Genomic DNA, 13,320 nt, shown 5'->3' on the forward strand with positions numbered 1-13,320 from the left:
CAGGGGTCTTGATATGAAAGGGAGGAGGCAACAGATGCAACAGAACAGTTCGCGGAGACGGATCGCGCTCGGCCTCGCGGCGCTTCTCATCGCAGGCGCCTGCACGCAGGCCGCCGCGCCAGCGCCGAGCTCAACGCCCAGACCGACCGGAGCCCTCGTCACGGCACAGCCCTCGAGCGCTGGCGGGCTGACCTCCGACGGGAAGATCCTCGTCCGCTGGTTCGTTGGCCTGGGTACGGGCGGCAACCCCGAGCAGCTCGGCGCGGAGAGCGCCGCCGTGGCGAAGTGCAACGCTGCGGACGGGCCGTGCACGAAGGCGGGCATCAAGCTCGCTCTCGAGGTCTACCAGAACGACGCCGCGTACGACACGCTTGCCACACAGATCGCGACGCGCAACGCGCCGGACATCATCGGACCGATCGGAGTCCGCGCGCTCAACGGTTTCGGCGATCAGCTGCTCGATCTCTCCAAGTACGTTCAGGCCAAGACCCTGGACACAACCGGGATCGAGAAGAACCTCGTCGACACCTACATCGTGAACGGCAAACAGATCGGGATCCCATACGCCGTGTACCCCTCTTACATGTACTACAACAAGGCCCTCTTCAAAGAGGCCGGCCTCAAAGAGCCGCCGCACAAGGTCGGCGACAAGTACACGATGCCGAACGGCAGCCAGGTCGACTGGAACTGGGACACCGTCGCGCAAATCGCGAAGATCCTGACGGTCGACAGCAAGGGCAACGACGCTACGAAGGCGGGTTTCGACCCGAAGAACATCACGCAGTTCGGCTTCGACTTCCAGTGGACGGACCCGAGGGGATGGGCGACTGTCATCGGTGGCTCGGGAAGTGCTGTCGCGGCTGACGGCAAGACCGCGCAGTGGCCGGGCAACTGGAAGAAGGCTATCCAGTGGTACTACGACCGACTGTGGAAGGACCACACCGCACCGACGCAGGATTACATCACGGCCCTCGCCGGCGGAAACACGTTCCAGTCCGGTAAGGTCGCGATGGACTTCGTCCACACGTGGTACACGTGCTGCGTCTACCCCGGCGACAACACCAGCCCGGTGAAGGACTGGGACATCGCCGTCGCCCCGATATCCCTCGACGGCAAGGTCACCGCAAAGTTGCACGCAGATACGATGGGGATCCTCTCGTCGACCGTGCACGCGGATGCGGCAGTCCTCGCGATGAACTTCATCATGACCCAACCGGACATCGTCGTGACCTACGGCGCGATGCCGGCTAAGGTGGCCGACCGCAAGGCGTTCTTCACCGCGCTCGACAAGAAGTTCCAGAAGCTGAATCCAACGAAGATCGACTGGCAGGTCGCTTCTTCAATGCTCAGCTACACGGAGTCGATCAACCACGAAGCCAACATGCCCAACTTCCTCAAGTCGGACGCGGCGATCAAGACTTTGCAGTCCGACATGCTCACCAACGCGACGCTCAACATCGACACCAGGCTGGGTGACCTCGTGAAGACGCTTCAGGGGACATTCGGCGGGAGCTAGGTCATCGTATGGTGGCGCCCGGTACGCACGGGCCGCCGGGCGCCACCCGCCTCTCGACGAACGGTGCTGATATGAAAGGGTCTCGACGATGATGCTCACCCTCGCCCGTCGCGAATCGTTCTGGGGCTTTGCCTTCATCGCACCGTGGATCCTCGGTGCCCTCGTCTTCACGCTCCTTCCGATGGGAGCATCGTTCGTCATTTCGCTCACGAACTTCGATCCGCGCTATCCCGACGCGGTCCAATCTGTCGGTTTCGCCAACTACCAACGGATGTTCAGCGACCCGCTCGTGCTCCAATCGCTCGCCGTCACTGTCAAGTTCGCGGCTCTGATGCTGCCGCTCACCCTCGGGGTCTCCCTCGGCCTGGCCATGCTCGTGAACAACCCAAAGCTGCTCGGTCGCAACGTCTTCCGCACGCTCTTCTACATGCCGACGCAAATCCCGATCGTCGCGACAACGCTCATCTGGCAAGGTGTCCTCAACCTGCACACCGGCTGGGTCAACTACGTCCTCGGCGCATTCGGCATCGCGGGACCTGACTGGCTCAACAGCACGGTCTGGGTCTACCCGGGTCTCTCGCTGATCTCGGTCTGGGGCACGGGGACCATGATGCTCATCGCCCTCGCCGGGTTACAGAGCATCCCGACGGAGCTCTACGAGGCTGCGCGGATCGACGGCGCCGGCAAGTGGGCGCAATTCCGCAACGTGACGCTCCCGATGGTGTCGCCGGTCTTCTTCTACAACCTCATCATCGCCCTCATCGGCACGTTCCAGTACTTCACACAGGCGTACGTGCTGACGAACGGGCGCGGCGATCCAGACAACGCCACCCTCTTCTTCAACCTCAACCTCTACCGCGAGGGCTGGCGCTACTACGACATGGGCTACGCCGCTACGCTCGCGTGGCTGCTCTTCGTGATCGTGCTTGCGCTCACGGTGATCCTGTTCCGCACGCGGAGCCGGTGGGTCTTCGAGGGTGCCGCCCGATGACGCTCGCCGCCGCGCAACAGCTTCCCCACATCGGCCTGCGCGGTCTCCTCGGCCGACGCCTCCGTAAGTGGACCGCGATCTCAAGCGTCACGTTCCTCGGCCTTGTGGTCGTGAGCGCGTATCTGATGCCGCTCGGCTACATGGCCGCGACGGCCCTGAAGGACGCCGCCCAGATGTCGGAAACGGGTGCGCCGCTCTACCCTGCGAAACCCTCGACATTCACTTGGCAGGGGCAGGACTACGCGGTCTACAACGTTCCGACCGCAGACGGCGTGCGCCAGTGGGCGCTCGTCGATCCACGCCGAGAGGACGCTACGTTCGTGGATCCTGCGCATCCTGAGAGCGGCACGATCGAGTGGCAGGGCCGCTGGCGCACGCTCGAGCAGGCCTGGCAGTTCGGTCTCGAGCTCGAGAACTTCGTCACCGTCTGGAACCAGATCAACTTTGGCCGCCTTCTCCTCAACACATTCGCGATCGCGATGATCAGCACGCTGGGAACGCTCCTGTCGTCCACCGTCGTCGCTTACGGTTTCAGTCGCTTCCGCTTTCCTGGCAAAAACGGGCTCTTCCTGCTGCTTCTGGCGACGATCATCCTTCCGTTCCAGATCACGCTCATCCCCACCTTCGCCGTCTTCCTGGCCCTGGGATGGACCGGGACCTGGCTGCCATTACTCGTACCGCACTTCTTCGCCAACGCCTACAACGTCTTCCTGCTGCGCCAGTACTTCGTGACGATCCCGCGCGAGCTGGACGAGGCGGCGATGATGGACGGTGCCAGCCCGTTCCGCGTCCTCATTTCGGTGATCGTCCCACAGTCCATCCCGGTGCTCACCGCGGTGGGCCTCTTTCATTTCTTCTTCGCGTGGAACGACTTCTTCCAGCCGCTCATCTACCTCCAGGGGAACATCGACCTGCAGCCGCTCTCCGTGGGCATCGCTGTGTTCAACGCGCTCTACTCGCAAAAGCCGACCCTCATCCAGGCCGCGGCGGTCATGTCCATCGTCGTGCCGGTGGCGATCTTCTTCTTCGCGCAGCGAGCGTTCATGCGCGGCATCGTCATCACGGGCGTCGAGAAGTGATGGCTCGGGAACGAGTGAGCATCGTCGCCACGGTCGCGCGGGTGGACGACCCGATCGCTGCGGCCCGTGCGTTCCCACGCACCTTCGTTTTCGGCGTCGCGACGAGCGCGTACCAGATCGAAGGAGCCCATGACGCAGACGGCAAGGAGCCGTCCATCTGGGACGTCTTCTGTGGACGGCCGGGCGCGGTCGATGACGGCTCGACCGGCAACGTCGCATGCGACCACTACCACCGCTACCGGGAAGATGTCGCGCACATGGCCGCGCTCGGTGTGGATGCCTATCGCTTCTCAATCTCGTGGCCGCGTGTCTTGACAAGCGGCTCAAGGGTGAACGCCGCAGGCCTCGACTTCTACGACCGCCTCGTCGATGCGCTCCTCGAGCGCGGCATCCGGCCCTTCGCGACGCTCTATCACTGGGACCTCCCGCAGGCGCTGCAGGAGGCCGGCGGCTGGGCGGCGCCGGAGACGATCGAACGCTTCGCGGAGCTTGCCCATGTGGTGGGAGCCCGGCTGGGAGACCGCGTGCGCGACTGGATCACGGTCAATGAGCCGGAGGTGATTGCGTTCGTCGGGCACGCGCAAGGCAGGCATGCGCCCGGGCTCCGCGATCCCCGGCTCGCGCTGCGCGTTGCGCACAACGTGCTCCTCGCGCACCGCGCCGCCTCGGTCGCGCTTCGGGCCGAGGTCCGGGACGCCCGCGTTGGTATATCGCTGAACCTCGCTCCCGTGCATCCCGCCAGCGGGGCCGAGGCGGATGTCGCGGCGGCGCACCGCGTCGATGGTTACTTCAACCGCTGGTATCTGGACGCGCTCGGTGGGCGCGGCTACCCGAGCGATATGGTGGCGTGGTACGGAGCGCTGATCGACACGCAACTGGTCAACGACATGCGCGACTATGACGGCGACCTGGACTTCCTGGGTATCAACTACTACTCGCGGCAGGTCGTGCGCGCCGCGCCGGCCGAGCTCCTTGCCAGTGAGCAGGTGCAGGTGCGCGGCACGGCGCATACAACGATGGGCTGGGAGGTCTACCCCGAGGGTCTTTCAGAGATTCTGATGCGCGTCGCACGCGACTATCGACCTCGTGCGATCTATGTGACTGAGAACGGAGCCTCCTTCGACGATCACCCGCGGCACGGCCGCGTAAGCGATCCCGACCGTACCCGTTACCTCGCGCAGCACTTCGCGGAGGCGGCCCGGTCGATCTCCTCCGGCGTGCCGCTTGAGGGCTACTTCGTATGGTCTCTGATGGACAACTTCGAGTGGAACAGCGGGTACACGAAACGATTCGGGATCGTCTACGTCGACTACGCCACGCAGCAGCGCACCGATAAGGAGAGCGCGCGCTGGTATCGGGAGTTCCTGGCCGCGCGATAAACCCTAGACTCTGGCGCCTCGCGACTGGCATCAATGAGGGAGGGCTCTATGGGCGCGTCGTCCTTCTTCCCGTATCCCGTGCCGTCCGGCGACGAACGCCCTGACGAGCTCGTCTTCATGCCCGAGCGCAGTCCTGCTCAGTGGGACAGGCTGCTCGCGTTCGTTGAACGACGTGGATGCGCCAGCGCGTGCCGCCCCGGGTCTGGTCGGCGGCACGCATCGTGGGATTGATCGTGGCGGGAGCCGTCGTCGTCGCGCTCTTCGTAGATCCGCCTTCCTCGCGCCGGGTCGCTGGCGCAACGTGTACCCGATGGCGACACTGAACCAGACGCCCCGCCGCTTTGACTTCACATGCGCGTTGACGATGCCGAAGTGGTTCCGGGAGTATGGATATGTGATCGGAGTCGCGTTGTTTCTCGTGATCGTTCCCGCTCGCAAGATCGTCTTCGACGACAGCGGCCCCGCTCTTGGTCTGCTGATCATCGTGTACCTGGCAGCGGCGTTCGCCGGTGGCGTTCTCCTGAAAGGCAAGAGCGGCTGGTTCAGGACGATGTGCCCGCTGCTACCTGTACAGCGTCTCTATGGACAGACGCCGTTCCTCACCGTGCGCAATGCGCATTGCCGACCGTGCGTCGGCTGTGTGAAGAACTGCTACGACTTCAATCCAGCCGCGGCGCACATGGCCGACCTCTATGACACCGATCCGCACCGCAGCGGCCACCGGAAATTCTTCGCGGCGGTGTTCCCAGGACTCATCATCGCGTTGTACACCGTCGACGCTTCCGTGACGCGGCCCGCGCTTGCGATCTACGCGCAGTTCGCGAGCGTCCTGCTCTTGAGCGCCGGCCTCTTCTACGGCCTCACGGTCTTCCTGAAGGTCACCGCGGTCAGGATCACCACCGTCTACGCCGCGGCGGCGCTGGGCCTGTACTACTGGTTCGGCCTTCCGTTCACGGCCGATCGAGTGGGCGGCACGTTCGGCGTGTCGATCCCCATCGAGCTCGTCTGGATCGTCCAGGGCGCGATCGCGGCGCTGGCGTTCCTGTGGATCCTGCGTACGCTCCGCAAAGAGACTCCCTATGTCGAGCAGGCCATCGCGCCGAAGCCCGCACGCGTCGCGTCCGGCGAGGCTCTTGCACGGCTGCGCGCCGCGCCGGAGCGGACACAGACATCGAAGACGGAGGTTGGACATGCCTGACGTGAAGGGTCCGCCCGCGGCGGAGCAGTTCGAGAAGCTCGGCGTCTTCTATCTGGGGCGGCCATACGACCCCGCGAAGAAAGCGGCCCAGCCCGGCCTCATCCTCTACGACTCCAAGGACCTGGTGACGCACGCCGTCTGTGTCGGAATGACCGGCAGCGGCAAGACCGGCCTGTGCATCGCGCTGCTCGAGGAAGCCGCTCTCGACGGCGTGCCGGCGATAGCGATCGATCCGAAGGGCGACCTCACGAATCTCATGCTCACGTTCCCGCAGCTGCGGCCCGAAGACTTCCGGCCGTGGATCAACGAGGACGATGCGCGGGCGAAGTCGCTCTCGCCCGACGACTACGCGGCGCAGCAGGCGAAGCTCTGGAAAGACGGCCTCGCCGGGTGGGGCGAGGACGGCGACCGCATCCGGCGCCTGAAGGAGGCGGCCGACTTCGCGATCTACACCCCCGGCTCGAGCGCCGGCATCCCCATCTCGATCGTCGCGTCGTTCGCGGCGCCGCCGCAAGGCGTGCGCGACGACAGCGAGCTCCTGCGAGACCGCGTGACGACGGCGGCGAGCAGCCTGCTCGGCCTGCTTGGCATCGAAGCCGACCCGATCCAGAGCCGCGAGCACATCCTCCTCGCGAACCTCTTCACACGCGCGTGGAGCGCGGGCGAAGACCTGGACCTGAAAGCGCTCATCGGACAGATCCAGAAGCCGCCCATGACGCAGGTCGGTGCGCTGGACCTCGAGTCCTTCTATCCGGCAAAGGACCGCGCGCAGCTCGCCGTGAAGATGAACAACCTGCTCGCCTCACCCGGCTTCAACGCCTGGCTCGAGGGCGTGCCGCTCGATGTCGGACAGCTGCTGCGGTCCGAGAGCGGCAAGCCCCGCGTCGCGATCGTCTCGATCGCACATCTATCCGACGCGGAGCGGATGTTCTTCGTCTCGCTGTTGCTGAACCAGATCCTCGACTGGACACGCGCTCAGTCAGGCACCACGAGCCTGCGCGCGATCCTCTACATGGACGAGATCTTCGGGTTCTTCCCGCCGGTTGCGGAGCCGCCCTCCAAACGGCCGCTCCTCACTCTCCTGAAGCAGGCGCGCGCGTTCGGCCTCGGCATCATGCTCACCACGCAGAACCCGGTCGATCTCGATTACAAGGGCCTCGCGAACACCGGGACGTGGCTCCTGGGCCGCCTCCAGACCGAACGCGACAAGGCCCGCGTGCTCGAGGGCCTCGAGAGCGCCTCGGCAGCGGCGCACTCGGAGTTCGACAAGGGCAAGCTCGACGCGATGCTGTCGGGGCTCTCGCAGCGCATCTTCCTCATGAACAACGTGCACGAGGACGCGCCGGTCGTTTTCGAGTCACGCTGGGCGATGAGCTACCTGCGCGGGCCGCTCACGCGCGATCAGATCAAGAAGCTCATGGACGGGAAGCGACCCGCGGTGGCAGCGACAACCCGCGCGCCGACCGGGACCGCCGGCTCGGCGAGCGACGCAGTCGCTGAGTCCGATCAGAAGGCACGCGAGCAGCGAGACGCGGCGGTCGAGAAGCTACGCGCGGAGTACGCGCCAAAGCTGCACAGGCTCGAGGAGAAAGTGCGCAACGCCGAGCAGGTCGTGCAGCGCGAGGAGGGACAGGCCAGCGGAGCGAAGGCCCAGACCGCGATCTCCGCCGGCGCGACGATCCTCGACGCCCTGCTGGGGCGCAAGATCACCCGAACATCGCTGGGCCGCGCCACGACTGCTGCGCGCGGCGCGCAGCGCGCGATGCAGCAGGAGCAGGACGTGAAGGCCGCGAAGGAAGACCTCGCCGCAGCGCAGGCGGACTTCGAACGCCTGGAGCAGGAGCTCACGGCGAAGATCGCGGCGATACAGGCACAGGCCTAGCCCAAAGAGGCTGTCGGGGCCGGCATCGCTGCCGGCCCCGACGCTCGCTCTGCGTGAACACGTTTCGGATTACGGTCCGAAGAAGCTGATCACCCGCTTCAGGAGATCGCTCTGGTCCGCAGCGACACCGTACTCCTCGAATGCGAATGCCATGAAGACGACCTTGTACGTAGCGTTGCTGAAGGAGAGCGCGTCGGGCGCACCGGTGTCGTCGGTGAATGCCGCCACCGCTCCGCCGTTGGGCGTGATCCGGTCCTCGAATGGTGGTAGGCCGAGCACCGAGTGGTTCAGCGTGACCGCGCCGACCGCGGGCGGCTGCGTCGTCCCCGTCACCGGGCTCGTCGCTACGCCGTGGACCTGTGTCGTTGGCTTGTCGTTCTGAGTCTCAGTGCCGTCCCAGGTCACGTGCAGGTAGTCGCGGACGAATGTGGTCGTCCCCGCAGCCTGGTCGAGTAGGTCTTGGCCGTTGAGGAAGAGCCGTCCGCCGTTGTCGAGGTACGCCTCGAGCCTCGCCTCGTACGGCAGGATCGGACCCGGATACGAGTTGCCCGTGAACCACACGATGGTCCGGAACGCCTTCATGTAGTTCTGCGGCAGGTTCGCGTCGGTCTTCAGATCCCAGACGCTTCCTCCGGCCGCGATGACCGGTGTCGTTGTCTGCGCCGTGGTGCAGGTCGAGTCAAACAAGGTGGCGGTCCACGCGCTGGTCGCTGACATTGTGTAGCCGTCGCTGTTGAAGCCGAGGTTCTTGACGGTGACGTTGTACGACACGCTCGTGCCGACCTTTCCACCGTCTGTCTGTGTCGCTGGCGTGACCGACACCGCGTACGGCGGTGCGATCGGCGTGATGAACGGCGAGCCCGTCGTGTATGGACCTTGCGTCGAGGTCACGGTCACGCCGTCATTGACGATGGACTTCACCTTGTTCTTGATGGCGTCGGCGATGCTCACGGTGAAATGAACCGAAGGCAGCTGCCCGCAGCAATGGACAGGCCTGTCCAGGTAACGGTTCCAGTTGCGTAGGTACCCCCGCTATCCGCGGAGACGAAGGTCGTATTCGCGGGTAGGGGTTCGTGATGGTCACACCCGTGGCCGGGGCATTCCCGATGTTCTTGACGGTGAGCGTGTAGGTCACGTTGCTCGAGGGGCCGACCGGCGTACCGGCGTCGACCTTCGAGAGAACGAGAGCGGGGACCGTGGCCGCGTCTTGGATGCTGAAAGCACCCCTGCCGTGCGTGCCTGCGGCCAGAAGCCGGTGCGAGGGGTCAAGGTCGAGCTGCCAGATCGCGACGATCGGGAAGCTCGAAGGCGTGCCGAGTGGCGTCCAGTTCAGGCCGCCATCGACCGTCTTGAAAGGACCCACGTTTGGAGAAGTCGAAGTCGAGCTTCATCGACCCGCATCGCGCCGGATCGGCGTCGACACGATGACGAGCTTGCCCACAGCTTCCGGGTGCCGGATGGCTGTATGGGGAGCGACGCCGCCACCAAGGGAGAAGCCCCTAGTGACGATGCCGCGACATTTCCCGACGAACTCGCCGTTCATGACTGCTTCACAAGTGGAGTTCACGCTGGCCCCGAGCGAAAGGAGTCGGAAAGATGAGTGCCCTGGGAGTGAGCGAGAAAACTGACGAGGCGGAAGAACGAGGCGTGACGATGAAGGCGCTCGTGCAGGAGGGGTACGGGTCGGCGGACTGCCTGCATCTGCGGAACATCCCGCGGCCCGAGCTGATGGAGGGCCGCGTGCTGGTGCGCATGCGCGGCGCGTCGGTGAACGCTCTCGACTGGCACAGCACACACGGTGGACTACTTCTTGAGATCGTCTCGAAGCTGATGCGGCAGAAAGACGAACCGGTCCGAGGTGTGGATCTCGCCGGCGTCGTCGAAGCCGTTGGTCCTGGCGTCACCCAGTTCAAGCCTGGCGACGAGGTCTTTGGCGGCGCGCCTGCTTGCTTCGCGGAATACGTGCGAGCGCGCGAGGATCGCCTGCTGCTGAAGCCGCGCGATCTGTCGTTCGAGCAGGCCGCGACCATCAACGTCGCCGGGCGCACCGCACTCCAAGGTCTTCGCGACCACGCCCAGGTCAAGCCGGGGCAACGCGTGCTCATCCACGGCGCGGGCGGCGGCGTCGGCACGTTCGCGGTGCAGATCGCGAAGGCGCTGGGCGCGCACGTCACAGCAGTGACAGGTCCGCGGAACATCGACATCACCAGGTCGCTGGGCGCGGACGAGGTCATCGACTACACCAAAGAGGACTTCACGCGCCGTCCCGAGCGCTACGACGCGGTACTCGACATCGCGGCGACGCGGTCAATTTCCGATCTCCGGCGCGTTCTGGTGCCGAACGGCATGTTCGTCCAGGTCGGCGCGGCGAAGAACGGCGGTTGGATCGGGCTCTTCGGGCGGATCATCAGTGTGATGGTGCGCTCGCGGTTGCTAGGCCAGCGCGTGAAGTTCTACGTCGCGCAGACCGTCCCTGAGGATCTCGTGTACATCAGAGACCTGATCGAGTCCGGCCAGCTGCGACCGGCGATCGATCGGACCTATCCGCTCTCCGAGGCACGCGAGGCGGTGCGCTACGTCGGCACCGGTCAGGCTCGAGCAAAAGTCGTGATCACCGCGTAGGCTCTGCGGCGACCGCGGGGATCGAACAACCCGACCATAGATCGGACAGCGGCTCGTGATCGAGAGTCAGCGCCCCGCCGTGGGCGAAGGTCAAGGATGTCCAGCCGCCACGGCGAGGGCGGTCTCATATTCGTTAGCCGTGATCCGGACGACGCCCGCTTGGAAGTCGGCCCTGGCATTCCCTGCCGGGTCGATGTGCGACAGCACGGTATTCATCGGTACCGGCGGGTCCCATTCCTCGACCTGAGCCAGCAACACTCCGCTACGGGAATCGCCGGGGCACATCTGTGCCTCGGACGGCGTCCAAACATGGACCGCTGAGGCAAGCTCAGCGCAGCCGATGAACTCCCGCTCGGGTGCGCCCAGGTAGATGAGGATCAGGTCGCCGGAGGCAAGCGCGTCGCGGTGCGGCTCGTCTGCGTCGATGCCCCACATCTTGACGCGCAGGAACCCAGCGGCCTGTTCGCGCCGCGGCGGCCCCTTCGCTGCGTCCTCCTTCACGAAGTTGCGCGATCCAATCGCGCGACAGAGGTCAAACGTACCTCTGTCTTTGGACCTCGGACCCTCGCGATTTGCACGGAACTGAGGCGACGGCGGGAATCGAACCCGCGATGAAGGTTTTGCAGACTTCTCGCTGAATTTTGGAACCGACTCGCGAATTCCTTAGCAATATTGCAGATAGCGCTCCTGGCTGACCCAACTCTTACTCCACAGACTTCTGTCGTTTGTGTAGATGATCAGCGCGGTCACGATGGCGTCGACGATGAAGTAGGCGACCGTTGCGAGCCACTTTGTAGTAGCGGGCCGTTAATTCGACTAAGAGCACCGTCTCGAGTGCTATTGCCCTTCGAAGCGAGTGCCCTCGCTTGTGCGGCTGGGGGCCGCTACAGCAGCGAGCTGATCCAGTTGCTCCTGGACGAACTCGGCGAGCCATTCCGGCACGCGGACGGTTGGATCGCCGAGCGGTTCCCAGGCATAGCGAAGCTCAAGGAGACACCCACTCGGCGTCGCCGACAGGATCTGCGTTACGTAGAAATTCTCTGTATCGCCGAGGACATGCATGGTTGTGCGGCTTTGGTTTGGATCGCGCTCGGAACGGATCACGCGCAGGACACTCCCTCGCGCCCCGTCCGCGCGGTGATGGCAGTGCGTCTCCTGGCCGAGTGCCGTGCCTCGGGCTCCCCTCTGCGCGAGCACGTGCTTCATGCCGGTACGAGGCACGAAGGGCGTGCGCGCGTTGCTGCGATCGGCCTCGTCCTCTAGCCCCTGCGGATCCTCAAGAAGCTCGAAATGCTCGCCAATGCCGTGGAGGGACTCGTCCCGCATCACGCGGCGGATTCGTTCCGGCGACATAGGGAAAGAGCGCTCGAAACACACCTGCGCTTCACGCCGCCCGAGATGTTCCGTGCGCTCCGCCAGGGCGCGAGCGCGGAGGCTGGTGAGCTCGATGTAGGCGCAGCGGACCGCCCCGAGATGCTCGACCCGCTCCTCATGAGCCACCGATCCCTCCGCGGCCACAGCTGCGAGCGCCGCCTCGGTGAGCAGGATGTACTCGTGAGATGGCACCTTGTTCTTCAGCAGCCGGTGCGCCAGGACGATGTCGCTCCCGACGAAGTGATCGCTCCCGCCGACACGCTGTTGGACGTACTCGCCACGATGGACGACGAACTTGAGGGTCAACGAACCCACGGAGGCGCACGCTCGGCAGAGACAGGTCGTCGCCAGGGTCATGAAGCGCAGACGTCGGTGGAACTCGACGAACTTCTCTTTCAAACACTCTGCTAGGCCTGCACCGTGCTCGTCGGACAGCCAGAAGACGGCATCCCCCTCCAGCTGCGCAACCCTGAGATTCCCGGGTGCGCACTCGCAGAGCGTCCCGAGGAGTTCGGCGAGGATCTCCCGTGAGTGCTCGAGCTCGGTGGTCGCGATGAACTCGGTGTATCCGGAGACATCGCCGAGGACGATCAGTCCGTGGTCCACTGTCATCCCAACGATTATCGGCGCGGGCCGCTCACTGCACCTGTGAATCCTCGTCGACACGCATGACTTGTCTGACGCTGGTGTATCGCTGATGCCACACTGCAGTCGCAGCCAGGAAGACCTCTGTCCCGCAGGCTTCTGCGTTTCGCCGGCGGACTTCTGCGCCGCCCGCGCCAAACGCCAATGAAATCCGCGTGGCGCGAGCTGGTCGCGCGGCAGAGGTCTGATCGACCTCTGCCATACGACCTCGCGACATCGCGATTTGTTCCGAATCTGAGGCGACGGCGGGAATCGAACCCGCGATGAAGGTTTTGCAGACATGTCGCGCATTTGTCGCTCAAGCTCGCGAGAACATTCGGAAATCGAGAAAGTCGCGCTCCCGGCTGACCAATTCGGGTGCGCAGACCTCTGCGGGTAACTGCACGCGACAACGTCGATGAACGCGTTGTTGTCGCCTCGGCGGCGATGCACCAACTCGTCGCGCAGCCAGCGATTTCACGTTGCTGTGATGAGCGCCAGGTGATCCACCGTGCTGCTGATGCTCCGCCCTCGCTTGCCATGCGAAACGGCCGACGACGAATACCAGGATGACTGCCGTCCTTGCGTAGAAATTCGGCCCACGCCGAGTGCCCGTGACTGTCGCGGGAAGTCCATCCGTCATCACTTCTCTGCA

At 64.7% G+C, this 13,320-nt stretch carries 10 protein-coding genes and 1 pseudogene; 7 read left to right on the top strand and 4 right to left on the bottom strand.

Translation table 11 applies throughout. From position 1 onward, the window contains the following. Positions 1–34 precede the first annotated feature (34 nt). The 6 genes from VI056_10835 to VI056_10860 all read left to right on the top strand — a co-directional run bounded on the left by VI056_10835 (position 35) and on the right by VI056_10860 (position 8,045). Positions 35–1,516, top strand: a complete 1,482-nt coding sequence (locus VI056_10835; protein HEY6203526.1) for a hypothetical protein — start codon at positions 35–37, stop codon at positions 1,514–1,516. 88 nt (positions 1,517–1,604) lie between these two features. Next, positions 1,605–2,507, top strand: coding sequence for a sugar ABC transporter permease (locus tag VI056_10840; GenBank protein ID HEY6203527.1), 903 nt, complete (start codon positions 1,605–1,607; stop codon positions 2,505–2,507). Further along, a complete protein-coding gene (locus tag VI056_10845) occupies positions 2,504–3,586 on the top strand; it encodes a carbohydrate ABC transporter permease (protein ID HEY6203528.1) in 1,083 nt (360 codons plus the stop codon). Before VI056_10840 ends, VI056_10845 begins: the two co-directional genes overlap by 4 nt. 14 nt (positions 3,587–3,600) lie before the next feature. Next, a complete protein-coding gene (locus VI056_10850; protein HEY6203529.1) occupies positions 3,601–4,965 on the top strand; it encodes a GH1 family beta-glucosidase in 1,365 nt (454 codons plus the stop codon). 310 nt (positions 4,966–5,275) lie between these two features. Then, positions 5,276–6,163 (top strand): hypothetical protein, encoded by an 888-nt coding sequence (locus tag VI056_10855; protein HEY6203530.1) that lies wholly within the window; start codon positions 5,276–5,278, stop codon positions 6,161–6,163. After that, on the top strand, positions 6,156–8,045 hold the full coding sequence (locus VI056_10860; protein ID HEY6203531.1) for a hypothetical protein: 1,890 nt from the start codon (positions 6,156–6,158) through the stop codon (positions 8,043–8,045). The genes VI056_10855 and VI056_10860 overlap by 8 nt, the downstream gene beginning before the upstream one ends. 69 nt (positions 8,046–8,114) lie before the next feature. On the opposite strand, the gene VI056_10865 is transcribed toward VI056_10860, so the two are convergent. Both VI056_10865 and VI056_10870 read right to left on the bottom strand, forming a co-directional pair. Next, positions 8,115–8,996 (bottom strand): hypothetical protein, encoded by an 882-nt coding sequence (locus tag VI056_10865; GenBank protein ID HEY6203532.1) that lies wholly within the window; start codon positions 8,994–8,996, stop codon positions 8,115–8,117. Positions 8,997–9,441: 445 nt separating this feature from the next. Continuing rightward, positions 9,442–9,543: pseudogene (locus tag VI056_10870) on the bottom strand (alpha/beta hydrolase). Positions 9,544–9,641: 98 nt separating this feature from the next. On the opposite strand from VI056_10870, the gene VI056_10875 reads away from it, so the two are divergent. Next, positions 9,642–10,667: an NAD(P)-dependent alcohol dehydrogenase gene (locus VI056_10875; GenBank protein ID HEY6203533.1), complete on the top strand. Its 1,026-nt coding sequence runs from the start codon at positions 9,642–9,644 to the stop codon at positions 10,665–10,667. A gap of 90 nt (positions 10,668–10,757) precedes the next feature. On the opposite strand, the gene VI056_10880 is transcribed toward VI056_10875, so the two are convergent. Continuing rightward, positions 10,758–11,168 carry a hypothetical protein gene (locus VI056_10880; protein HEY6203534.1) on the bottom strand — a complete coding sequence of 137 codons (411 nt, stop codon included), beginning with the start codon at positions 11,166–11,168 and terminating at the stop codon, positions 10,758–10,760. A gap of 336 nt (positions 11,169–11,504) precedes the next feature. Continuing rightward, a complete protein-coding gene (locus VI056_10885) occupies positions 11,505–12,653 on the bottom strand; it encodes a DUF2652 domain-containing protein (protein ID HEY6203535.1) in 1,149 nt (382 codons plus the stop codon). Positions 12,654–13,320: the final 667 nt, after the last annotated feature.

The organism is Candidatus Limnocylindria bacterium, assembly GCA_036523395.1.
Taxonomy (GTDB): domain Bacteria; phylum Chloroflexota; class Limnocylindria; order P2-11E; family P2-11E; genus CF-39.

What these genes read in the sequence shown, in the direction of transcription:
- VI056_10885 (HEY6203535.1), bottom strand. Translation starts at nt 12,653, where the DNA reads ATGACAGTGGACCACGGACTGATCGTCCTCGGCGATGTCTCCGGATAC.
- VI056_10835 (HEY6203526.1), top strand. Translation starts at nt 35, where the DNA reads ATGCAACAGAACAGTTCGCGGAGACGGATCGCGCTCGGCCTCGCGGCG.
- VI056_10840 (HEY6203527.1), top strand. Translation starts at nt 1,605, where the DNA reads ATGATGCTCACCCTCGCCCGTCGCGAATCGTTCTGGGGCTTTGCCTTC.
- VI056_10875 (HEY6203533.1), top strand. Translation starts at nt 9,642, where the DNA reads ATGAGTGCCCTGGGAGTGAGCGAGAAAACTGACGAGGCGGAAGAACGA.
- VI056_10845 (HEY6203528.1), top strand. Translation starts at nt 2,504, where the DNA reads ATGACGCTCGCCGCCGCGCAACAGCTTCCCCACATCGGCCTGCGCGGT.
- VI056_10860 (HEY6203531.1), top strand. Translation starts at nt 6,156, where the DNA reads ATGCCTGACGTGAAGGGTCCGCCCGCGGCGGAGCAGTTCGAGAAGCTC.
- VI056_10855 (HEY6203530.1), top strand. Translation starts at nt 5,276, where the DNA reads ATGGCGACACTGAACCAGACGCCCCGCCGCTTTGACTTCACATGCGCG.